A 22,349-nucleotide genomic window follows, 5' to 3' on the forward strand; every position below is an offset into this window, starting at 1 on the left:
ACGATATGGGCAGGATCACAATATGAGCCCGCCGCCCAGGTCAGACCAGTCGGTCGACGACATCCTGGCATCGATCCGCACCCTGATCGCCGATGGCGGAGAGGTCGACGAGCGGCGCGAACCGGGGACCGTGGCCGAGGCGATGGCCAGCCGCGATACCCCGGGCACGGCAGAAGACGTGCATGCAGACCTTCAGCGTCTCGCCGAAGCCGCACGCGCCCCGGCTTCGGACAGCGCCGCCAGCGCCGCGCCAGTGACGGCGGCAACGCTCGAAACGACGCTTATGCGAGGATATGCGGGCAGCGACAATACGCTTGAGGGCGTTGTCAGGGACATGCTGCGCCCGATGCTGCAGGAATGGCTGGACGCTCACCTGCCGGACCTTGTCGAGCGCATGGTCGCCGAACAGATCCATCACATTACAAAGCGATAATGGCTCAGCCGACGGCTTTCCTTTCGTAAAGCGCGTCGATTTCCGCGTCGCTCAGCCCGGCTTCCGCCAGAACATCGCGCGTTGAACTTCCCGTCGCGGGCGGCGCTTCCGGCGTCTGCACCTGCGTCACGGAATAGCGCGGTGCCGGCGCCGGATTCATCATGCCGCCGACATCGACAAAGGTCTCGCGCGTCACATTGTGCGGATGCGACGGCGCCTCTTCCATCGACAGAACGGGCGCAAAGCAGACATCCGTCTGCGCCATCAGCGTATCCCATTCATCGCGGGTCCTGGTCATGAACAGCGCCGTCAGTTTCTGTTTCAGCGGCGGCCAGCTGGCGGGGTTCATCTGCGCGTCGAAATCCGCATCGTTTTCCAGTCCGGCAAGGCGGCGCAGCTCGGCATAAAATTTCGGCTCAATCGACCCGATGGAGACGTATTTGCCATCCGACGTCTCATAGGTGTCATAGAAATGCGCGCCGGTATCCAGCAGGTTCGTCCCGCGCTCACCCGGCCACATGCCGCTGCCGCGCATGCCCCAGATCATGCCCATCAAAACCGCCGAGCCATCCGTCATCGCCGCGTCGATAACCTGTCCCTCGCCGGTCTTTGCCGCGTGCAAAAGTGCCGACACCATACCAAAGGCAAGCATCATGCCGCCGCCGCCGAAATCGCCGACCATGTTTATGGGCGGTGTCGGCTTTTCGCCCCTGCGCCCATAGGCATGCAGGGCACCCGACAGGGCAATGTAGTTGATGTCATGCCCCGCCGAGTTGGCATAGGGACCATATTGGCCCCAGCCCGTCATGCGGCCGTAAACAAGCTTTGGATTGTCACCGATGAGAACGTCCGGCCCCAGGCCCAGTCGCTCCATGACGCCCGGCCGCAGCCCCTCGAAGAACCCGTCGGCGGAGGCGGCCAGCTTCCGGATCGTATCGACCCCCTCGGGCGTCTTCACATTGATAACCACAGACCGGCGGTTGCGCCCAAGCACGGGCTCGGGCCGCGCGCCGGGCCGATCGATCCGGATCACCTCGGCGCCGTGATCCGCCAGCATCATGCCGCAGAACGGACCCGGGCCAATGCCCGCCATTTCGATGATGCGAAGGCCGGTAAGGGGTCCGGGCATATGCTTGTCTCCTGAAAAGCGGTCTGCACCCACCCTGCTCGCGAACAAGCGGCGCGATCAACTGCCGCTAGCGTGAGGTGCACAAACAAGCGTGACGTCATTCGGTCTGGTCATGGACATGGCCGACCATGCCACGACCGATCATCATCGGCGGGCATGATCAGATCGGCCGGGCGGCGGCGTTTAAGGCGGCGCAAGCCGCCATCGCCGCCGCCGTCAGGAGGGCCTAGTCGTTCACCTGACGCTTGAAGAATGCGGGGATTTCCAGCGGGTCTTCGCCTGCATTGTCCTTCTTCGCGTCCGATGGGAACAGGTCTTCGCGTGCACGCCTGGCCTCGCTTTTGCCCTTACCGATGGACGTCATGCGCTCGAACAGACTCGGGCCGCGCTCCGGTGCCGGTTCAGCTTCGCGGGAAGGGCGAATATCCTCGGCATAGGGACGCTCTTCGGCGACCGCTTCCTGTTCGGTTTCCGGTTCTTCGGCGCGCAGCCGCATGACATTGGTTTCGTTCAATGGGGCGTCCGCCGCTGAAATTGCGGGCTCATCTTCCGCGCCGATGTCCGCCACGTCATCAGCTTCAGGCAGAAGGTCTGCATCATTGTCCGTCGGCACCTCGGCGGATACCGGTTCCGGCATCTCCAACATATCGGCGTCGGCGACATCCAGCGTCTCGGGCACTTCGGGCGCCTCGTGTGCCTCGTGTGCCTCGACCTCCGCGGCTGTATCGGAGGGCTGCGCCTTGGGCGCGTCCGATACAGCGGCGCTCGTTGCGGTCACGGTGCCAAAGCCTGATGCCACATTCCCGAACGCGGGCCGCGTCGCCCCGGGCCTTGGCAGGGATTCCGCTTCGGCCCGCGCTTCGGCGTCAATGCCAGTCGCCACGACCGACACGCGCAGCTTGCCGTTCAGGTCGGCATTGAACGCGCTGCCAAAAATGATATTCGCATCGGCATCGACCATTTCGCGGATGTGATTGGCCGCCTCGTCGACCTCCATCAGACCCATGTCATCGCCGCCCGTGATGTTGATCAGGAGCGCCTTCGCCCCGCGCAGTGATACCTCGTCGAGCAGCGGGTTGGAAATCGCCTTGTTCGCCGCCTCGATGGCACGGCCTTCGCCCTCGGCTTCGCCGGTGCCCATCATCGCCTTGCCCATTTCGGACATGACGGTGCGCACATCGGCGAAGTCGAGATTAATGAGGCCGGGCATCATCATCAGGTCGGTGATGCCGCGCACACCCTGGTGCAGCACCTGATCGGCCATCTGAAACGCCTCCTTGAACGTCGTCGATGGGCTGGCGATCATGAACAGGTTCTGGTTCGGAATGACGATCAGCGTGTCGACATGCTTCTGCAGTTCGGCAATGCCGGCTTCCGCGGCACGCTGGCGTTTCGCGCCCTCGAAATTAAAGGGCTTCGTCACAACCCCAACGGTCAGGATACCGCGCTCGCGGGCCTGCTGCGCGATAACGGGCGCTGCACCCGTGCCCGTACCGCCGCCCATGCCAGCCGTGATGAAACACATGTGGGAGGAGCCGAGCGCACTTTCGATCTCGTCCACATTTTCTTCCGCGGCCGCTCGCCCGATCTCGGGCCGGGCACCTGCGCCAAGCCCCTGCGTGATCTTGTGGCCCAGCTGCAGCCGGACAGACGCGGCGCTGGCGGCGAGCGCCTGCGCATCCGTGTTCGCGACGCAGAATTCAACGCCTTCGAGGCCGCTGTCGATCATATTGGCCACGGCGTTTCCGCCAGCCCCGCCGACGCCAATCACCGAAATGCGTGGTTTCAGTTCGGTAAGTTCCGGACGCTCGAATTCGACCATGATGCAGCTCCCTCAAATGCGGTGCGAAAACCCTAGCGACTCCGCGACTCGCCGTGAATCCCCTAATTGAAAAAATTCGTCAAATGTTCTGCTTCAGCAGGCGCCACATACGCGACAGACCGGAGCCTTCGGCAGGGACGAATGTCGTGGTCTTCTGCTGCCAGAAATCAGGCTGATCCTCAGACGCCATCAGAGCCAGCCCGGTCAGCACGTTGAATGCACTGGCCTGCTGCTGTTCCGGAAATCCGGTCAATCCGGACGGTGCTCCGATTCTGACGTTGCGGCCAAGAATGCCTTCGGCATAATCGGCAATGCCCGCCAGCGCCGCGCCGCCGCCCGCTAGGACAACTTGCCGCGCACGCGGCCCGACGAAGCCGAGTTCCTCGAAACGCTCGTCGATCAGCGCAAACAGCACGTCCAGTCGGCCGCGTATGGCATGCACCAGCTCCGCGCGCGGCCGCTGATACAGCGAATCGCCGCCCTGAAGTCCCGGCACATCGATGCGTTCGTGATTATCGCGCGGAACGGCGCTTGCCGACCCTTTCAGCGCCTTCAGGCGCTCCGCTGCATATGGCGGCGTGCCAAGCGCGCTGGCGACATCCTGCGTCACATCCTCGCCGCCCATGGCGATCGAGGAAAACCCGACCATCAGCCCCTGCGCGAAGATCGCGATGTTGGTGCGCCCCGCGCCAAGGTCGACCAGGGCGACACCCAGCGCCTTTTCCTGCGCGCTCAGGCAGGCGCGCGCGGCGGCAACCGGCGCGGCGATCTTTGATGTCACATTCAGATCGGCGCTGCGGACCGCCATTTCCAGATTCTGCATCGGCGCGCGTTCAGCACTCAGAATGTTGATCGACACGGCCAGCGTTTCGGCATGCAGGCCAAGCGGGTTGATCACCGCATTTTGTCCATCCAGCGTATAGAGCGCGGGCTCCGCGTGCAGCACGATCCGGCCCTCGGGTTCGATTCCCGCGCGCGCCTCGTCATGTACATGATCCAGGTCGGCGCGCTCGATGCGCTGGCCGCCAATATCGACCTCGACAGTGGCCAGGTCACTCTCCAGCCCGCCGGCGGAAACGGACACGGCGACATCGCGAACAGTGACCCCGGCATTTCGCTCCGCCTTGTCCATGGCCTGACGCACGGCGGATTCAACCGCGGCCAGATCGGCAACGAGACCGCTTTTCATACCGGTGCACGCCAGCTGGTGCATGCCGATCACGCGCGGGACATCTTCATCCGGGCCGACCAGGGCGATGAGGGCGGCGACCTTCGACGATCCGACATCGAGGACGGCGACGGTCTTTTCACCGCGCTGCTTGGCAGGCTTGCGGCTCATATCTCGGTTCCTTCCGCCGTCGTCAGCGGATCATTTGCGCCATTGCCCTTGCGGACAATCATTTGTTCGGGAACGCGAAAGTCCACGGTCAGAAAGCCTCGCCCGGTAACGCCCGTGTCGCGTTCCATGCGGACAAAGACGTTCAGCGCCTCGCGCAGCTCCGCTTCATCCTCCGGCATCATCAGGATCTCACCGGATTTCAGGTGGAAGTTCCAGCGGCGCTCGCTACGCCACACCGCACCCTCCAGCCGCTCGGCAAGGGCGGGATAATCGGCAAGCAACGCGATCAGGTCCGGCACCTGAGCCTCCGCGCCCTTGTCGGCGACCAAAGGCAGGTGCGCAAAGCGGGAAAGATCATCCGCCGGAAGGACACGCCCCTCGACGTCGATCAACTGATGCCTGCCCTCATTCTGCCAGATCGCGGCGGGCTCGCGCTCAACAATATCGACTGTCAGCCTGTCCGGCAGGATGCGCCCCACGCTGGCTTCAGCGACCCAGGGCAACAGCTCCAGCCGCTGCTTCACCTCGTCCAGGTCGACCAGCAGCATGGAATCCGACGCCCCGTCCAGCGCCGCCGTGTAGACGGGCAGCGTGGTCAGTTCCCGATTGCCCGTCAGTTCGACGTCGCGCACTTCGAAGCCCGCGGCGGCAACGCCGTTGGCCGCGGCAAGCCACAACCGGTCCGGCAGGCGGTACAGCCACGCGGCGCCGAGCGCGGCAATCGCCAGGCTGACGGCGATGGTGGGTGCCAGCCATGGACGCGCGGATTTCGCCTTTCGGCGCGGCGGCGGTTTTTTCGCTCCCGCCTTCCGCGCCCGCGGATTCGGAGCAGGTTTTCCACGCTTTAGGACCACCCGTTCGGTCATGGGCCCGTCCCTTCCAGCGCTTCGTCGATAATGCGCTGCACCAGGTGCTCATAGGTCATGCCGACATGCCTGGCCTGTTCCGGCACCAGGCTGAGCGGTGTCATCCCGGGCTGCGTGTTGGTTTCCAGCAGGTACAGACCTTCTGGACCCTGATCGTCATAGCGGAAGTCCGACCGGCTGACGCCTTCGCAGCCCAGCAGCTGATGCGCCTTCACGGCATCCGCCATGGCCCGCGCGGCGACATCCTGCGGTAAATCGGCGGGGCAGCGATGCTCGGTCAGACCCTCTGTGTATTTCGCGTCGAAGTCGTAAAAGCCCCGGGTCGGGATCAGCTCGGTGACCGCGAGCGGCCTGTCGCCCAGCACGGCGACCGTCAGTTCCCTCGTGCCGACAAACGGTTCGGCCAAAAGCGTCTTGAAATCCTGCCATGGTCCGGCGGCATCGCGCGCAATCGGGTCTCCGTAATTCGAGTCCGCCGTGACAATGGCGATACCGACCGACGATCCCTCATTCACCGGCTTCAGCACATAGGGGCGCGGCAGCGGATCCCCTGCGTGCAGACTTTCCGTCTCGACGATCCTGCCTTCCGGCATGCGGATGCCCGCGGGCACCAGGACGCGCTTCGTCAGTTCCTTGTCGATGGCCACCACGGACGCGGCGACACCGGAATGCGTGTAGCGCAGTCCCAGCATGTCGAGCATGCCCTGAACCGTGCCGTCCTCGCCCGGGACCCCGTGCAGCGCATTGAAAACGATATCGGGCGCAAGCGCGGACAGGACCGCCGCGACGTCGCGATCCATGTCGATCTCGTGCGTCTCATGACCGAGCGTCCGGCACGCTTTGGCCACGCCCCTGCCGGACATCAGCGAGACTTCGCGCTCGGCGGACCAGCCGCCCATCAGAACCGCGACTTTCATCGGTTGCCCACCCGTTCGATTTCCCATGTCAGATCGACCCCTGAATGCGCTTTTACGCGCCTGCGCACCTCGTCGCCAAGATCCTCGATGGCATTGCCGGTCGCCGTGCCGGTGTTGATCAGGAAATTCGTGTGCTTTTCGCTCACCTGTGCGCCGTCGATGGTGAGCCCGCGGCATCCGGCCGCATCGACCAGCTGCCACGCCTTGCCGCCATCGGGATTTTTGAATGTTGAACCGCCGGTCTGCGTGCGCGTTGGCTGAGACGCTTCGCGCTTTTCCTGGATTTCATCCATGCGCGCGCCGATATCCCTGGGGTCGCCAGGGCGTCCCTCGAACACCGCTTCGACGACGATATCGCCGGGGTTCAGGTTTGAATGGCGATAGGTAAAGCCAAGCTCGTCTTTCGACAGGGTCTCAACCGTACCGCCGCGCCGGACGACCGTCGCTTCGACCAGCACGTCAACGACTTCACTGCCATAGGCGCCCGCATTCATGCGCACCGCGCCGCCCGCCGTCCCGGGGATCCCACGCAGGAACTCCAGGCTGGCAATGCCCGCATCACGTGCGGCGCTGGCGACGGAGATGCCCATTGCCGCGGCACCCGCACGAACGCGCATGCCGTCAACGGTGATGGTCGCCATCGCCTTGGAAAGCCGCACGGTCACGCCGGGCACGCCGCCCGACCGCACGATCAGATTGGATCCGACGCCGACAGGCATGACAGGAACGCCGGGATCGAGCGCCGCCAGAAAGTCGGACAGGTCAGCCACATCGTCAGGACGGAACATATATTCCGCCGGACCGCCGGTACGAAACCAGATGAACTTCGACAGGTCTGCATGCTGCGTAAGCGTACCGCGCGGGGTGGGCAGGGTCTCGGACACGGCCCTAGATCGTCCCGTCCCGCGCAAGGCGGATCGTGTCCGCCAGACCGGCAGCCCATTTCGTAATGTCACCGGCGCCCAGGCAGATGATACGGTCATCCTTCTCAGCCACACCCGCCAGTTCCTTGGCCAGCGCCTCGGCATCCTTGATGACGGCAACCTTGCGGTGTCCGGCTTCTTTCAGGCGCGCGACCAGCGCGTCGGCATTGACGCCTTTGATGGGCTGCTCACCCGCTTCGTAAACAGGCGTCACATAGACGATATCCGCATCATTGAAGCAGGTTGCGAACTCGTTCATATGATCCCGCAGACGCGTGTACCGATGCGGCTGGCAGACGGCGATGACACGCCCTTTCGCGGATTCGCGCGCGGCCTGCAGCACCGCCTTGATCTCAACCGGGTGATGGCCATAATCGTCTATAATCAGCGCACCGTCGACTTCGCCGACCCTTGTAAAGCGCCGCCTTACCCCGCCGAAACGCGCAAACCCCTCGCGGATCGCTTCGTCGGTCAGGCCAAGTTCCAGCGCGACACCAACAGCGCTCAGCGCATTTTGCACATTGTGCCGTCCGGGCATGGGCAGGAACAGGTTCTCGATCGTGCGCGTCTCGCCTTCCCGGTCCCGAACCACCACGTCGAAGCGGTTGCCGTCGGGCTCAGGGCGCACATTCTCGCCGCGAATATCGGCCTGCGCGGAAAAGCCATAGGGCACGATGCGCCGGTCACGCACCTGCGGCAGGATCGCCTGCACATCCTTGTCATCGATACACAGGAACGCCGCGCCATAAAACGGCACATGCTCGACGAAATCGACGAAGGCCTTCTTGATCGCGTCGAAATCGCCGTAATGATCGAGATGTTCAGGATCGATATTCGTGACGATGGCGAGCGTCGGCGGCAGGCGCAGGAACGTGCCGTCGCTTTCGTCCGCCTCGACGACCATCCAGTCCGACGTACCGACGCGCGCATTCGTGCCATAGACATTGATGATGCCGCCATTGATCACCGTCGGGTCCATTCCCCCGGAATCGAGCAGCGCCGCAACCATGGACGTCGTCGTCGTCTTGCCATGTGTGCCCGCGACGGCGACATTTGATTTCAGGCGCATCAGCTCGGCAAGCATTTCCGCGCGGCGGACGACCGGGATGCGTTTCTCAAGCGCAGCATCCACTTCGGGATTGCCGCGCTTGATCGCCGTCGAGATGACGAGGACGCTCACGCCTTCGACATTTTCCGCCTTGTGGCCGATCTCGACGCGAATGCCGAGCTCCCGCAGCGATTCCACCTTGGCGCTGTCCGCAATATCGGAACCCTGCACATCATAGCCAAGGTTCTTCATCACCTCCGCAATGCCGGACATGCCGATACCGCCAATACCGACGAAATGAATGATCCCGATGGCTTTTGAAAAGCGGGCCTGGCTGCGGCGTTCCTGTATATCGGCACTGGTCAAAGCTTAAGTCTCACTCTCTTGGGCTCGGGATATGAAGCCTGCCAGGCGCTCAGCCATATCGGCAACGCGGATGGCGGCATCGGGTCGGCCAACCGACTTCGCGCGCGCGGCCGCATTTGCAAGCGTTTCCGGCTTCGCAACCATTGCGGCGATCTGCGCGGCAAGCGCTTCGGGCGTAAATTTGTCCTGGCGCAGCATGACCGCACCGCCCGCGGCCACCATCTCCGCGGTATTCGCCGCCTGGTGGTCATCCGTCGCAATGGGCAGCGGTACCAGGATCGCCGGACGTCCCGCCGCGGTCAGTTCAGCGATGGTCGAGGCCCCGGCGCGCCCGATGAACAGGTGCGCGCGCGCCAATGCGGCGGGCACATCCTCCATATAGGTCGAAAGGTCGGCGGGAATGCCGCTGTCCCGATATGCCGCGGCCAGATCGGCGATATCCTCCTCGCGCGCCTGCTGCATGACCTGCAGTCGCTGGCGCAGCGGCTCGGGCAGGGCGGCGAGTCCGCGCGGGACGACTTCTGACAGCACCGTCGCCCCCAGCGAACCGCCCAGCACGAGCACACGCAGCGGCATGACATCGTCGAACAGGGGGAAGTCGCTACGGGCCAGAGCCGCCACATCGCCGCGCACCGGATTGCCGGTAAAGTCCGCTTTGTCGGCTGCGCTCAACCGTGACGTTTGCACAAAACTGGTCGCGATGGCGTCGACGCGTCCCTGCAATACGCGGTTGACCCGGCCCAGCACCGCGTTCTGTTCGTGGATCAGTGTGGGAATGCCCGCCTTCGCCGCCTCGATCATCGCAGGCAGCACGGGATAGCCGCCAAACCCGATGACGGCCGCAGGGGGATCATCGCGCAGGATCCCGGCCGCCTGCCGTCTGCCCTTCGCGATCTTCCACATCGCACCCGGCCATTTCAGCGGATTCCTGCCAATGCTCGCCGCGTCGATGATATGCCTGTCATTGCCGCCGAACAGCCCCGGCAGGCGGGCACCCCGCGCGTCGGTGATCAGCGACACCCGCGCGCCGCGCCGTTCCAGTTCGCGCGCGACGGCATGCGCCGGCACCATGTGGCCGCCCGTACCGCCCGCAGCGACGAGATAATGCGCGCCCGTCTTCATGTCGCGCCCAGCCGCATCTCGGGCTCGGCGGCCCGGGTCAGGAACCGGCTGCGACGCGTCAGCGACAGCAGCATTCCCGTGCCGATGCACAGCGCCAGAAAGCTCGACCCGCCATGGCTGATGAACGGCAGCGTCATGCCCTTCGATGGCAGCAGGTCCAGCGCCACGATCATATTGATGAAGGCCTGCAGGCCGATTTGCGCCGCCAGCCCGGCCGCGGCGACCGTCACGAACGGGTCGTCCTCGTCAAATAGCTGCGTGATCACCCTGACGACGATGGCAAGAAACAGGATCGCGACGAACAGGCAGGCGATCATGCCGAACTCTTCACCGATCACGGCAAAAATATAGTCGGTATGGGGTTCCGGCAGGCTGAATTTCGCCTGCCCCTCCCCCGGCCCGGTGCCGAAAAGGCCGCCTGAACGAATGGCATCGATGCTGCGCTCAGCCTGAAAATTATCGCCTTCGCCCGTGATGAACCGGTCGATCCGGCTCGTAACGTGCGGCACGAACAGATACGCCATCAATATGCCGACCGCGCCAATCGCGATCAGGATCGCCAGCAGCGTCGCACTCAGGCCCGCAATGAACGCCTGCGCAACCCATATGCTTGAAACCAGCACCGTCTGGCCCAGATCCGGCTGGATCATCAGCAACGCGACAATGAGCACAAGCAGCAGACCCGACGCCGGAATCGCGGGTACTTTGGGATCGTCGAAGCGAAACGCCAGCAGCCATGCGGTGGTGACGATGAACATCGGTTTCAGGAGTTCCGAGGGCTGCACCTGCGAGCCGCCTATGATGATCCAGCGCACGGCGCCGTTGGTGCCCTCATCCCCTAGGAACGGCAGCGCCGCCAGCGCCGCCAGCCCCCCGGCCGTGCCGAGCAGCGCCAATCTTCGCGTCCATAGCTTGGGAAGCATCGAGACGGCGATCAGCACCGGAAGGCCGATGGCGACCCAGATCACCTGCCGCTTCAGAAAATAAAGATCGGCATAGGTATAATTCGCCCCCGACAAACGCTGCGACGCCGCAGGCGATGCCGCCGCGACGGCAATCAGGCCGATGCCCATCAACAGCAGCACCATGCCCAGCAAAGGCCGGTCGATGGTCCAGAACCAGCGCCCGAGGATCGTACGATCTCCGCGAGAGAACATTGTCCTTAGCGCCCTCATGCTGGCAGCCTCTCAACCAAGGCACGAAAGATATCGCCGCGCTCCTCAAAATCGCGAAACTGGTCGAAACTGGCGGCGGCGGGCGACAGCAGAACGGTATCGCCCGGACTCGCCTTCGCCGACGCGATCTTCACCGCGTTTTCCAATGTCCCCGCCTGGACCAGTTCAGGCACCCTGCCCCGCAGGACATTGCCGAATACCGGCCCGCCCTCGCCGATCAGATAGGCCGCCGCGACGCGATCCAGATACGGCATGCAGGCATCGAGGTCGGCGCCTTTCACCTTTCCCCCCAGGATCCAGTGAATGGGTGCGAACGCGGCAAGAGCAGGCGCGGCACTTTCAGGATTGGTCGCCTTGCTGTCATTCACATAGGCGATGCCGCCGCGCACGCCGATCCGCTCCATCCGGTGCGGCAGGCCGGGGAAGCTCTCAAACCCCGCAAGAATAGCAGCGTCGGCGATATCAAGCCGCCTCAGCGCTGCAATCGACGCTGCCGCATTCTGCCGGTTATGCGGTCCCTGCAACGCAGGCCAGCTTTCCTGCTGATCCAGCAGATCACCCGTCAGCGCTGCCATTCGTTCGGCATGCGCGGCCCGGATTGCCGCCGACCATTGGTCAGCGCCCGAAATCACCGCGCTACCCGCACCATACTGCATCTCGAAAAGCCGTGCCTTCGACGCCGCATATTTGTCCATACTGCCATCATACCGGTCCAGATGATCCGGTGAAATGTTCAGCAGCATCGCCACCTCACATGCCAGCGTCCGCGTCAGGTCGATCTGATAGCTCGACAGCTCCAGCACATGAACGCCGCCCACGGGCAGCGGGTCCTGCGACAGGATCGGCAGGCCGATATTGCCGCCCATGCTGGTGGGTACGCCCGCCGCCCTCAGCACATGATGGATAAGCGCTGTGACAGTCGACTTGCCGTTCGTACCAGTGATCCCCACAACCTTGTGCGGCGGCAGGCCCGCACGGGCCTGCGCGAACAATTCCACATCGCCGATAATCGGGGTGCCCGCCGCCGCCGCGCGCGCGGACAGCGGATGCGTATTCAGCGGCACGCCCGGAGATATGACGAGCGCATGGTAACCGCTCAGGTCGGTCTCCATGGGATCCGCGAGCGAAACGCCGGCCGGCAAGGCGGCCCGCGCCTCTTCCCGGCTGTCCCATGCCGCAACCTCCGCACCGGATGCCAGCAACGCCTCCACGACGCTCAGTCCCGTGCGGGCGAGGCCCAGCACGTGATAGCTGAGTCCGGCAAAGGCGGCGCTCGTGATCATCTCAGCTTCAGCGTGGCAAGGCCTGCCAGAGCGAGCACGATGGACACGATCCAGAAGCGGATCACGACAGTCGATTCCGCCCAGCCCATCGCCTCGAAATGATGATGGATAGGCGCCATTTTAAAGACACGCTTGCCGGTCAGCTTGAAGCTTGCAACCTGCACGATGACGCTGACGGTCTCCAGCACGAACAGGCCGCCCACGACCAGCAGGACGAGTTCATGATTCACCACGACCGCCACCGTCCCCAGCGCGCCGCCAAGGGCAAGGCTCCCGGTATCGCCCATGAACACGGCCGCAGGCGGCGCATTGTACCACAGGAACGCCAGACAGGCACCGATAATGGCCAGGCAAAACACCACCAGCTCCCCCGCATCCTCAACGTATAATATGCCAAGATAATCGGAAAACCGCGTATTGCCGACAAGATACGCGATCAGCGCAAAGGTGAGCACGGCGATGATCACCGGCATGGTCGCCAGCCCGTCAAGCCCGTCCGTCAGGTTCACGGCATTGCCGAAGCCGGTCACGATGAACGCGGCGAACAGGATGTAGAACGGCCCCATCTCCAGGCCAAAACTGAAGAACGGCAAATATAAGGTGGTGTCGGTCCGGTCGGCGATCATCCAGCAGGCCACGCCCGCGACAGCGAATTCCAGCAGCAGGCGCACCTTGCCGGAAATGCCCTTGTGGTTGCCCTTGGAAACCTTGTTGTAATCGTCGGAAAATCCGATGAGCGCAAAGCCAAGCGTGACAAACAGACAGGTCCAGATGAACAGGCTGTCCAGCCGCGCCCACAGCAGCGTCGACACGGTCAGCGCGATCAGGATCATCAGGCCGCCCATGGTGGGCGTCCCGCGCTTCGTAAGCAGGTGACTGGCCGGGCCATCCTCACGGATCGGCTGGCCTTTCCCCTGTTTGGAGGCCAGCCAGCGGATCATGCCGGGGCCGATCCACAGGCCCAGAAACAAAGCCGTCATCACCGCCGCGCCGGAGCGGAAGGTGATGTAGCGAAACAGGTTCCAGAACCCCTCAAAACCGAACGATTCCGCAATCCAGTAAAACATTAGGCAGCCTCTCCCCGGAACGCCGAGATTATGCGCGACAGGCCGATCGAATTCGAACCCTTTACAAGCACTGTATCACCAGCCTTCAGCTCGCTTCGCAACCACTCTTCTGCGGCCGTCGCATTGGGCAGGAGGGCACAGCCAAGCTCGGCGGCAAGAGGCTGCATTTCTTCGCCCACGAGGATGACGGGGTCCGCCCCCGCAGCGCGGATCGGCGCGGCGAGTTCGGCGTGATATTCATCGGAACGATCGCCCAGTTCCTTCATCGCGCCCAGGACGGCGATACGCCTGCCCTCCGTGGCGGTATCGGCAAGAACGGCAAGCGCCGCCTTCATCGACGCCGAATTCGCGTTGTAACTTTCATCCAGCAGGCGAACCGTGCCGTTCCCCCACGGAATTTCATGCTGCGCCCCGCGTCCGGCCAGACCCTGCAACTGCGCGATACCAAGGGCCGCCGCCGCAATATCCGCGCCCGCGGCATGTGCTGCGGCCAGTGTGGCCATGGCGTTGCTCAGCCAGTGCTCACCGGCGACCTGCGCCGTATATGCGATCTCCACATCGCCCACCACGGCCTGCACGACCGTCCCGTGCTCCACGATCGCGGAGCGGATGACATGCACGTCGGCGCGTTTATCCAGACCGAACGTCAGGACATTATCGGCAAACCGTTCCGCGCGGGCCCTCAGACGAACATAATGCGGGCTGTCGAGCGGCAGGATCGCCGTCCCGCCCGGCGTCAGACCTTCGAATATCTCCGCCTTGGCGTCGGCGATGGCGGCTTCATTTTCGAAAAACTCGATATGCGCAGGGGCGATGGCCGTGATGATCGCGATGTCGGGGCGCACCAGCCGCGTCAGCGCGGAAAGCTCTCCGGCATGGTTCATGCCCATTTCGAAAATGCCGAACCGGCTATCCGCGGGCATCCGCGCCAGGCTCAGCGGAACGCCGGTATGATTATTATAGCTCTTCACCGACGCGTGCGTGTGCAGCGGCTCAACTTCCGACAGGGCCAGCCGCAACGCTTCCTTGACGCTGGTTTTCCCGACGCTGCCTGTCACACCGATGATCTTCGCCGATGCCCGCTTGCGCGCTTCGATACCCAGTGCGGTCAAACCGGCCAGACCGTCTTTCACCAGAACATGGGGCGCCTCGACAGGCGCGCTCACCAGGCACCCGGCCGCGCCGCGGTCGATGGCCGTACCGATAAACCGGTGGCCGTCGGTGACCTCGCCCTTCATCGCCACGAACAACTCGCCGCCAATGACTTCGCGGCTGTCGAACGTCACCGCATCGACAGTGAAGTCCGCCGACGCGGTACCGCCCGTCGCGGCGGCGATATCTGCCGACGTCCATAACGTCATGAGGCTTCTTCCCGCGCGACGGCCACATCGTCGAAGGGCATCACCCTGTCGCCGATAATCTGGCCGCGTTCATGGCCCTTGCCAGCGATCAGCACGACATCGCCCGGCGCCGCCGCCATGATCGCCGCCGCAATCGCTTCCCGCCGGTCGCCGATTTCCAGCGCCTCGCCCGCCTCTGCCATGATGGTGCGGCGGATGATGGCCGGATCTTCGCCGCGGGGATTGTCGTCGGTGACATAGCGGACATCCGCCTTTTCCCGCGCGATTGCGCCCATCGGGCCGCGCTTGCCCTGATCGCGGTCGCCGCCTGCGCCAAACACCAGATGCAGCCGCGCGTCCGTATGTGGCCGCAGGGCATCGCACGCCGCCGCGATGGCGTCGGGCGTATGCGCGTAATCGACGTAGATCGGCGCGCCCGTTTTCGAAAGCGCAACGCGCTCCAGACGCCCCTTCACCGGCACCACCCGCGCCAGATTGCCCAGCACCTGCGTCAGCGTGTCACCGCCCGCCAGCGCAAGGCCGGCCGCGACCAGCGCGTTCGCCGCCTGATAGGCACCGATCAGCGGCAGCTTCAGCAGGTGCGTCCTGCCTTCCGCTTCGATTTCCAGCGTCTGACCCAGATGCGTTGGCGTCTGCGACACCAGCCGCAGGAACGCGCCATCGCGCCCCACTGTCAGCGTCCGCACGCCCCGTGAACGCGCAATGTCGGCGACTTCGGCGGATTTTGGATCGTCGGCCCAGATAACCGCCGTGCCATCCGACGCCACGACGTCGCTGAACAGGCGCATCTTGGCGTTGAAATAGGCCGCCATCGTCCCGTGATAGTCTAGGTGATCGCGCGATAGATTGGTGAACGCGGCCAGCCGTACCGGCAACCCTTCGGTGCGATATTGCGACAGGCCATGGCTGGACGCTTCGAAGCTCGCATGCGTAATGCCCTCGCGCTGCAAACCCGCCATGTTCGACAGGAACGTGACAATGTCGGGCGTCGTCAGGCCGGTCGACACCTGCCCCTCGGCCGTCGTGACGCCCAGCGTCCCGATAGATGCCGCAGGATGTCCGGCAAAACGCCATAGCTGACGCAGCAGCTCCGCTGTCGATGTTTTGCCATTTGTGCCCGTGATCGCCGCGGTCATTTGCGGGAACGGCCCGTAAAAGCGCGCGGCGAGCGCGGCGAAACGCTGGCGCGGCTCATCGGCGGCAATATGGGGAACACCCTCCACCAAGGCACCGGGCGCGGCGACAATCGCCGCGGCACCCGCATCGACCGCAGCGGCGATGAAATCCTCGCCGTTGAATTTGGCACCGCGAAACGCGCCGAAAACGGTTCCCTTGGCGACTTTCCGGTGGTCGATCGCAAAGCCCGTCACCCGCGTTTTATCTTCAGTGCCGATCAGCGTGCCGAGTTTCATGATGCGTCTCTATCTGCCGGAACCGGAAATCGCTCCGGCACTACCCGGTCTCCTTCGCGCCGCGAACCTGCGCAAGCATTTCAGACAGGTCGACATCTTTCGTGTCCGAGGGCGCGACATCCAGCAGCGGCGCGATGCGGCCGATAACGCGGCTCACCACCGGCGCGGCCGTCCAGCCCGCCGTCGCATAGCCATAGGTTTCCTTGATCCCCTTGGGCTCATCCAGCATCGCAACCACGACATATTGCGGATCGTCCATCGGGAAGGCGGCGGCAAAAGTCGTCACGAGCGACCGCCGCGCATAACCGCCATTCTTGGGCTTCTCGGCCGTGCCGGTCTTGCCGCCCACGCGGTAGCCCTCGGCCTCCGCATTGCGGCCCGTGCCGTTCTTCACGACCAGCCGCAGCAGCGCGTTTACCCGCGCCGATGTCGCTTCTGAAAAGACACGGCGACCCTCCGGCTGCTCGTCCAGACCCAGCTTCATCAGCGTGGGCTCGTGATAGACACCGCCATTGACGATCGCGGCATAGGCGGCCGCCAGATGCAGCGGCGTCACGGACAGGCCGTGGCCATAGGAGATCGTCATGGTGGAAGCTTCGCCCCAGCGCGGCGGTTGCAACGGCTTTCCGCGCTCGGCCAGTTCCAGCGTCGGGCGGTCCAGCATGCCCAGTTGTGACAGGTACGACTGCTGCCGTTCCGGGCCAATATCCAGCGCCATTTTCGCCGTGCCGATGTTCGATGAATACATGAAGATTTCAGGGACACTCAACCAGCGGTTCTTGGCGTGAAAATCGCGGATGCGGTGACGGCCGATCCTGATCGGCGCGCTGGCATCATAGCCTTGCGCCATCGACGTCACGACGCCGCTCTCCATCGCCATGGCCATGGTCAGCGCCTTGAATGTCGAGCCAAGTTCGTAGACGCCATATGTCGCGCGGTTGAAGCGCGGATCCATCTCACCGCCGCCGCCGAATTTCGGCGCATTGGGGTCGAATACCGGCTGCGAGGTCATGGCGATCAGCTCGCCCGTTCGCACGTCCATCACGATACCGCTGCCGCCAATGGCGGAATGCCTGTCCATCTGCGCGGCGAGTTCCTGCACCAGAACATGCTGCACGCGCGTATCGAGCGATAGCTGCACCGGCTCGTCCGCGCGGTCGGGGTCGCGCAGGCGTTCGTCCAGCTGACGCTCCAGCCCGGCCATACCCTCACCGTCGGCATTGGCATGGCCAATCGTATGCGCCGCCAGCGTACCATTGGGATAGACGCGTTCCCATTCCCGGCCGATTTCCAGTCCGGGCTCGCCAAGCGCTTTCAGCGCCTGCGCATCGCGCGGCATGACGCGGCGTTCGACATATGCCCATTTGCCACGGTGGCTAAGCTTCTTCTGAATGTCCGCGGGATCGCGCTCGCCGATGATGCGCGCTATCTGCTCCGCGATCTCGGCGGGGTCACCGATCAGCTGCTGCGGTTTCACGGCCAGATAATAGGCTTCGAAACTGCGGGCCAGATCGCTGCCATTGCGATCGACGATCGGCGCGCGCGGGCCAATGCGCTCCCAAAGATTATGGGCATTTGCGACGCCCACCGGTTCTCGCAGCGCCAGGTCGGCAAGACGCGCACCGGTCAGCAGGGTCAGGCAGCCGAACAGGGCCATGCCCACCACCATACGCTGACGTGCGCGGCGCAGGTGCGCCTGGCGCTTCCCTGCAAGCTGGATGCGAAGGGTGCGGAGAGCCGCCGGGCTCACCGTAGTGAGACTTTCTGGAAACCGGCGCGCTCCAGCGTTGCCGCCGTGTCGACGTCAGCGATGAAATTATCGGAAAACAGGTCCACGGGGTCCGCCTGCGCCAATTCGGCTGCGGCAAAGGTGGTTTCCTTCGGCGCCTGCCTTGCCTGCTGGTCGGCTGGCGGCGCGGCGACGGGCAGCGGGCGCGGCACTTCCGCCGCGGACTCGGCGACGGCAACAGTCCGGACCGGCGCGGCGACCCGCGCAGGCGTTGCCGTCACAGCGGCATCGTCCACGACGGCCAGATGCAGCGCCGCCGCGCCGCTCTGATCGAACGCAGCCGCGAACGCACGCGGTCCGCCGACGATCTGACCCGGCTTCGGCGCGTGATAATTCCACAGGCTTGCATTCAGCATTTCAAGGCGCGCGAGCGATGAGCGCGCACCGATCTCGGCCTGCAGCTTCGCGATGCGGTCCGTGTCTTCGCGCATCTGGGCCTGTAAATCAGAGATGCGGTCGCGCTCCTCGCCGACATGATAGCTCGACAGATAGAGACCAAGCCCCGCGCCAATGGTGACAATACCAAGACCGATGGTGCCAAACTTGCTCATGCTGCTCTCCCGGGCCGCTTTGCGGTCCATCCTCTGGTTGATCGATGCGCTGCATCCGCGCGCTCTGTACCGGCCCATGCGGCGGCATCGGTACGTGTCGCCGCGCGCAGGGTTGCGGAGCGGGAACGCGGATTGCGGCGCAGTTCTGCATCCCCCGCGCGGACGGGACGTGCCGGACGTGCGAATGTAGGCGCTGGCCCGGAAGCGTTCAGTTCCGGCTGGTGGCGCGAACCACCCGGCGCGCCGCCGCTGCGGGTCCGCAGGAATTGTTTCACGATGCGGTCCTCCAGCGAGTGGAAGCTGACAATGGCAAGGCGTCCGCCGGGGGCCAGCAGGCGTTCCGCCGCCTCCAGCGCCGCCTCAAGCTCGCCCATTTCATCATTGACCGCGATGCGCAGCGCCTGGAACGTCTTGGTCGCCAGGTCCGTCTTTGCGCCCGGACGGTGCCCCACCGCGCGGCGTATGATTTCGGCTGTTTCGTGCGTGCGCGCCAGCGGGCGGGCGCCGACCAGTGCGCGTGCCACCCGCCGTGCGGCGCGCTCATCGCCATAATGATAGATGATGTCGGCCAGCTCGCCTTCATCAGCCTCATTCACCAGATCGGCGGCCGTCGGCCCGTCCTGCGCCATGCGCATGTCGAGTGGCCCGTCCTCGCGGAACGAAAAACCGCGGGCGGCCTGATCCAGCTGCATCGACGACACGCCGATATCCAGCATGATCGCATCGACCCGGCCCACGCCGCGATCCGCCAGCGCCTCCCCCATGCGAGAGAAGCGCTCTTCGATCAGGGTCAGCTGTCCGCCCGCATGCCGGCGACCGGCGGCGATCGCGTCGGGGTCCCGGTCGAACCCATAGACATGATCCGCGCCGGCATCGCGCGCGGCAAACGCATAGCCGCCGGCACCGAATGTCCCGTCGACCACCACGGCCCCCTGTACCGGCGCAATCGCGGCAAGCACGTCGTCAAGCAGCACGGGAATATGCGGCGCACGGCTCATGACTTGCGCGCCCGGGCAAGCTTGCTCTTCACGATGCGCAGAACCGTCTCGTTCTTCGCTTCTTCGATATAGGTCTCGGGCCGCCAGATCTGGAAATTGTCACCCATGCCGAACATCAGCACCAAATCGTCGATCCCGGCATAATCGCGCAGATCTTCCGGCAGGCTGAGACGGCCAGCCTCCTCGTAATTCAGACGGTGCGCGAGTGCGAAGATGGCCAGCCGGTCCTCTTCCTCCTCATCGGAAATTTCATCTTCCGCGAACCGCTCGCGCTTCGCCGCGTTCATCCGCTCCATCTTCGCGGTATCGTAGGCGAGCAGGCAGGGTTTCATCTTGCGATGCGGCATCAGCACCAGGCGGCGTTCGCCGGATTTCACCTGCAGGACGTCGCGAAAAGGGGCCGGAATCGAGATTCGTCCCTTCGCATCGACACCGTTCAGGTGAATTCCTTCAAAAAGGCCGTCGGCCACCCGCGCTTTCCCATCATTCTCTGCGGAACGCGGCAAAAACGCATCATCATCAGGTCAAAAATCCGACAATCCGGGAACTACCCGATCAACACAGCGCACCACATCCCATGTGCAAAAGGGCTAACATGGGATGGCATGGGAATTCAATGGAAATGTTGGGATAATCGGCCCCGTCATTGACAAACATTTGTATTACAACAGTTTTATAACACCTCCTGATTTGGGTGTGCAGGACAACCCCTGACACACAGCCTGTGGATAAGTCTGTGGGATAAGATGTCGGGGACCTTCCATCCCACGGGCACCCGGCTAGATCTCGGTGAGCTCGCCTTCCGATGATCGCTGTTCCTGCGGCGCGTTCGGATCGGCTGGAATTGCTGGCAGAACATCTTCAACCGGCGGCGGCATGATGATGGCGGGCTGTTCGAATCCCGGCAATGGCGGCTGCGGCTCGGACTCAGGTTCAGGCGCGGAATCGAGTGCCTCCTCGCTTCCGGGGGCGACGCCAAGCGTCGCGAGCGTATCATTCTGCCCGCCGCCCGGTTCGACAAGCCCGACCGGACCGAAAAGCGCTGCGAATAACAGTGCCATCAGGAAGACCAGGGCCAGACCCGTTATGCCTAATCGTACCCTATTCATAACCCTAAGATAGTCCTCCTCCTCCCCCAATCGCAAGGGTGACAGCGGGTTGTACGAAGATATGTATGCGAAAATCCGGTTTGGCGGCCCCGAGGCTGCGGGAGATTTGAATGACGGTCGCACCCAATACGCCCTGCCTTGTCGGCGCCGCGCAATATGTCGGCCGCACGCGGGATCCCGCCGCCGGCCTGTCGCCCGCGGACATGCTGGCGGAGGTCGCACGGCGCGCGCTGGTGGATGCGGGGAAAGTGTCCGCATCCGACATCGACACTGTTGCGATCGTACGGCTGTTCGCGGATTCCGGACCGGCCTTCGCATCGCCCTTCGGCGCATATCGGAACCTGCCCTGGTCCGTCGCCCGGCGTATTGGGGCGACGGACGCGCGCGCCGTTTACGGCCCCGTTGGCGGCAACACGCCGCAAATGCTGGTCAATCATTTTGCCGAAGCCATCTGGAACAAGGAGGCCGATATCGCCCTCATCGCAGGCGGCGAGGCGCTGCGTACACAGGCACGCGCGGCAAAGGCGGGCCTCGACCCGGAATGGGGCGAGGATGCCCCGGCACCGCCCGAAACGCCCTTTCCCGAGGCGCGCCTCCTGACCCGGCACGAACTGGCGCACGGCATTGCCATGCCGGTCAATGTCTACCCGCTGTTTGAAACCGCTTATGGCGCGAAAAAGGGCTGGTCCCTGGCGGAACACCGCGCACAGATCGGCCGCCTGATGAGCGGCTTTACGGACGTCGCCGCGAACAATCCCTATGCCCAGGCCGGTATATCGCGCGCACCCGGCGAACTTACCGAGGAAACAGCCGAAAATCGCATGATTTCCTGGCCCTATACAAAATATCTCGTATCCAACATGTTTGTCGATCAGGCCGGTGCCGTGCTCCTAATGTCAGCGGCACGGGCGGACGCGCTCGGCATTGCGCGGGACCGCCGCGTCTATCTGCACGGCAGCGCCGATACGGCGGAGAAGACGCCGTCGGAACGCGAGGATCTCGCCCGCTGCCCCGCGATTGAAATGGGCGCGCGGCACGCGCTATCCCAGGCCGGTGTTGCGGCCAGCGACCTGGGCCCGGTGGACCTTTACTCCTGCTTTCCCGTTGCCGTCGAGATCGCGGCGGAAGCCATCGGCCTGCCGACCGACAGGCCAAAGCGGCTGACCATGACCGGCGGACTCCCCTATTTTGGCGGCCCGGGCAACGCCTATTCCCTCCACGGCATCGCCGAAGTTTACGCGGCGTGCCGTAACGCGCCCCAGGACTACGGCCTCGTCTTCGCCAATGGCGGTTATCTTTCGAAGCACAGTTTCGGTGTCTACAGCGCCCGGCCCGGCTACGCCCCCCGCGTCGATCCCGCGACCTACCAGGCGGACCTTGATGCCCTGCCATCGCGGAATGTGGACGAAGCGCCGTCGGGCGCGGGGACGATCGAAGCCTATACGGTCGTCCATGGCCGCGGCGGCGCGAAGTTCGCCATCGTCATCGGCGAGGGCAAAGGCAGGCGCTTTCTCGCGCAGATGACATCCGGCCTTGATCGGCTGACACAGGCCAATGCCGTCGGGCAGCGGATCACGGTCACGTCAGGCGACCCGGTGAATGAGGCTGTTTTCGAATAGCGGGCGTCGCGCACGGCCGT

At 64.1% G+C, this 22,349-nt stretch carries 20 protein-coding genes; 2 read left to right on the forward strand and 18 right to left on the reverse strand.

Annotated features, from left to right (window positions below):
- The first annotated feature begins 22 nt into the window (after nt 1–22).
- Nucleotides 23–433, forward strand: a complete 411-nt coding sequence (locus tag KCG44_RS10455; RefSeq protein ID WP_218446029.1) for a DUF2497 domain-containing protein — start codon at nt 23–25, stop codon at nt 431–433.
- A gap of 4 nt (nt 434–437) precedes the next feature.
- On the opposite strand, the gene KCG44_RS10460 is transcribed toward KCG44_RS10455, so the two are convergent.
- The 18 genes from KCG44_RS10460 to KCG44_RS10545 form a co-directional block, all read right to left on the reverse strand.
- Nucleotides 438–1,562: a CaiB/BaiF CoA transferase family protein gene (locus KCG44_RS10460; protein WP_218446030.1), complete on the reverse strand. Its 1,125-nt coding sequence runs from the start codon at nt 1,560–1,562 to the stop codon at nt 438–440.
- 226 nt (nt 1,563–1,788) lie between these two features.
- Nucleotides 1,789–3,387: a cell division protein FtsZ gene (gene ftsZ, locus KCG44_RS10465; RefSeq protein WP_439651446.1), complete on the reverse strand. Its 1,599-nt coding sequence runs from the start codon at nt 3,385–3,387 to the stop codon at nt 1,789–1,791.
- Nucleotides 3,388–3,463: 76 nt separating this feature from the next.
- Nucleotides 3,464–4,723 (reverse strand): cell division protein FtsA, encoded by a 1,260-nt coding sequence (gene ftsA, locus KCG44_RS10470; RefSeq protein WP_218446032.1) that lies wholly within the window; start codon nt 4,721–4,723, stop codon nt 3,464–3,466.
- Entirely contained in the window at nt 4,720–5,589 is an 870-nt protein-coding gene (locus KCG44_RS10475; protein ID WP_218446033.1) for a cell division protein FtsQ/DivIB, read from the reverse strand. The genes ftsA and KCG44_RS10475 overlap by 4 nt, the downstream gene beginning before the upstream one ends.
- Nucleotides 5,586–6,506 (reverse strand): D-alanine--D-alanine ligase, encoded by a 921-nt coding sequence (locus KCG44_RS10480; protein WP_218446034.1) that lies wholly within the window; start codon nt 6,504–6,506, stop codon nt 5,586–5,588. The genes KCG44_RS10475 and KCG44_RS10480 overlap by 4 nt, the downstream gene beginning before the upstream one ends.
- A complete protein-coding gene (gene murB, locus KCG44_RS10485) occupies nt 6,503–7,390 on the reverse strand; it encodes a UDP-N-acetylmuramate dehydrogenase (RefSeq protein ID WP_369411966.1) in 888 nt (295 codons plus the stop codon). Before murB ends, KCG44_RS10480 begins: the two co-directional genes overlap by 4 nt.
- A 4-nt stretch (nt 7,391–7,394) precedes the next feature.
- Nucleotides 7,395–8,789 (reverse strand): UDP-N-acetylmuramate--L-alanine ligase, encoded by a 1,395-nt coding sequence (gene murC / locus KCG44_RS10490; RefSeq protein ID WP_369411980.1) that lies wholly within the window; start codon nt 8,787–8,789, stop codon nt 7,395–7,397.
- 57 nt (nt 8,790–8,846) lie between these two features.
- Nucleotides 8,847–9,965 (reverse strand): undecaprenyldiphospho-muramoylpentapeptide beta-N-acetylglucosaminyltransferase, encoded by a 1,119-nt coding sequence (murG, locus tag KCG44_RS10495; protein ID WP_218446036.1) that lies wholly within the window; start codon nt 9,963–9,965, stop codon nt 8,847–8,849.
- Nucleotides 9,962–11,122 carry a peptidoglycan glycosyltransferase FtsW gene (locus KCG44_RS10500; RefSeq protein WP_255536478.1) on the reverse strand — a complete coding sequence of 387 codons (1,161 nt, stop codon included), beginning with the start codon at nt 11,120–11,122 and terminating at the stop codon, nt 9,962–9,964. Before KCG44_RS10500 ends, murG begins: the two co-directional genes overlap by 4 nt.
- 14 nt (nt 11,123–11,136) lie before the next feature.
- Complete coding sequence (gene murD / locus KCG44_RS10505) at nt 11,137–12,423, reverse strand: UDP-N-acetylmuramoyl-L-alanine--D-glutamate ligase (RefSeq protein ID WP_218446038.1); 1,287 nt, start codon at nt 12,421–12,423, stop codon at nt 11,137–11,139.
- Nucleotides 12,420–13,490 (reverse strand): phospho-N-acetylmuramoyl-pentapeptide-transferase, encoded by a 1,071-nt coding sequence (gene mraY / locus KCG44_RS10510; protein WP_218446039.1) that lies wholly within the window; start codon nt 13,488–13,490, stop codon nt 12,420–12,422. The genes murD and mraY overlap by 4 nt, the downstream gene beginning before the upstream one ends.
- Nucleotides 13,490–14,851 (reverse strand): UDP-N-acetylmuramoyl-tripeptide--D-alanyl-D-alanine ligase, encoded by a 1,362-nt coding sequence (locus KCG44_RS10515; RefSeq protein ID WP_218446040.1) that lies wholly within the window; start codon nt 14,849–14,851, stop codon nt 13,490–13,492. Before KCG44_RS10515 ends, mraY begins: the two co-directional genes overlap by 1 nt.
- On the reverse strand, nt 14,848–16,263 hold the full coding sequence (locus KCG44_RS10520) for a UDP-N-acetylmuramoyl-L-alanyl-D-glutamate--2,6-diaminopimelate ligase (RefSeq protein WP_218446041.1): 1,416 nt from the start codon (nt 16,261–16,263) through the stop codon (nt 14,848–14,850). The genes KCG44_RS10515 and KCG44_RS10520 overlap by 4 nt, the downstream gene beginning before the upstream one ends.
- Nucleotides 16,264–16,303: 40 nt before the next feature.
- Nucleotides 16,304–18,013: a peptidoglycan D,D-transpeptidase FtsI family protein gene (locus tag KCG44_RS10525; protein WP_218446042.1), complete on the reverse strand. Its 1,710-nt coding sequence runs from the start codon at nt 18,011–18,013 to the stop codon at nt 16,304–16,306.
- Nucleotides 18,010–18,603: a hypothetical protein gene (locus tag KCG44_RS10530; protein ID WP_218446043.1), complete on the reverse strand. Its 594-nt coding sequence runs from the start codon at nt 18,601–18,603 to the stop codon at nt 18,010–18,012. The genes KCG44_RS10525 and KCG44_RS10530 overlap by 4 nt, the downstream gene beginning before the upstream one ends.
- Complete coding sequence (rsmH, locus tag KCG44_RS10535; protein ID WP_218446044.1) at nt 18,600–19,601, reverse strand: 16S rRNA (cytosine(1402)-N(4))-methyltransferase RsmH; 1,002 nt, start codon at nt 19,599–19,601, stop codon at nt 18,600–18,602. The genes KCG44_RS10530 and rsmH overlap by 4 nt, the downstream gene beginning before the upstream one ends.
- On the reverse strand, nt 19,598–20,071 hold the full coding sequence (locus tag KCG44_RS10540; RefSeq protein WP_218446045.1) for a division/cell wall cluster transcriptional repressor MraZ: 474 nt from the start codon (nt 20,069–20,071) through the stop codon (nt 19,598–19,600). Before KCG44_RS10540 ends, rsmH begins: the two co-directional genes overlap by 4 nt.
- 309 nt (nt 20,072–20,380) lie before the next feature.
- Nucleotides 20,381–20,662, reverse strand: a complete 282-nt coding sequence (locus tag KCG44_RS10545; protein WP_218446046.1) for a hypothetical protein — start codon at nt 20,660–20,662, stop codon at nt 20,381–20,383.
- Between the two features lie 158 nt (nt 20,663–20,820).
- Between KCG44_RS10545 and KCG44_RS10550 the strand changes: the two genes are divergently transcribed.
- Nucleotides 20,821–22,329: an acetyl-CoA acetyltransferase gene (locus KCG44_RS10550; RefSeq protein ID WP_218446047.1), complete on the forward strand. Its 1,509-nt coding sequence runs from the start codon at nt 20,821–20,823 to the stop codon at nt 22,327–22,329.
- Nucleotides 22,330–22,349 lie beyond the last annotated feature (20 nt).

It is taken from the genome of Pacificimonas pallii (assembly GCF_019204005.1).
Lineage (GTDB): Bacteria > Pseudomonadota > Alphaproteobacteria > Sphingomonadales > Sphingomonadaceae > Pacificimonas > Pacificimonas pallii.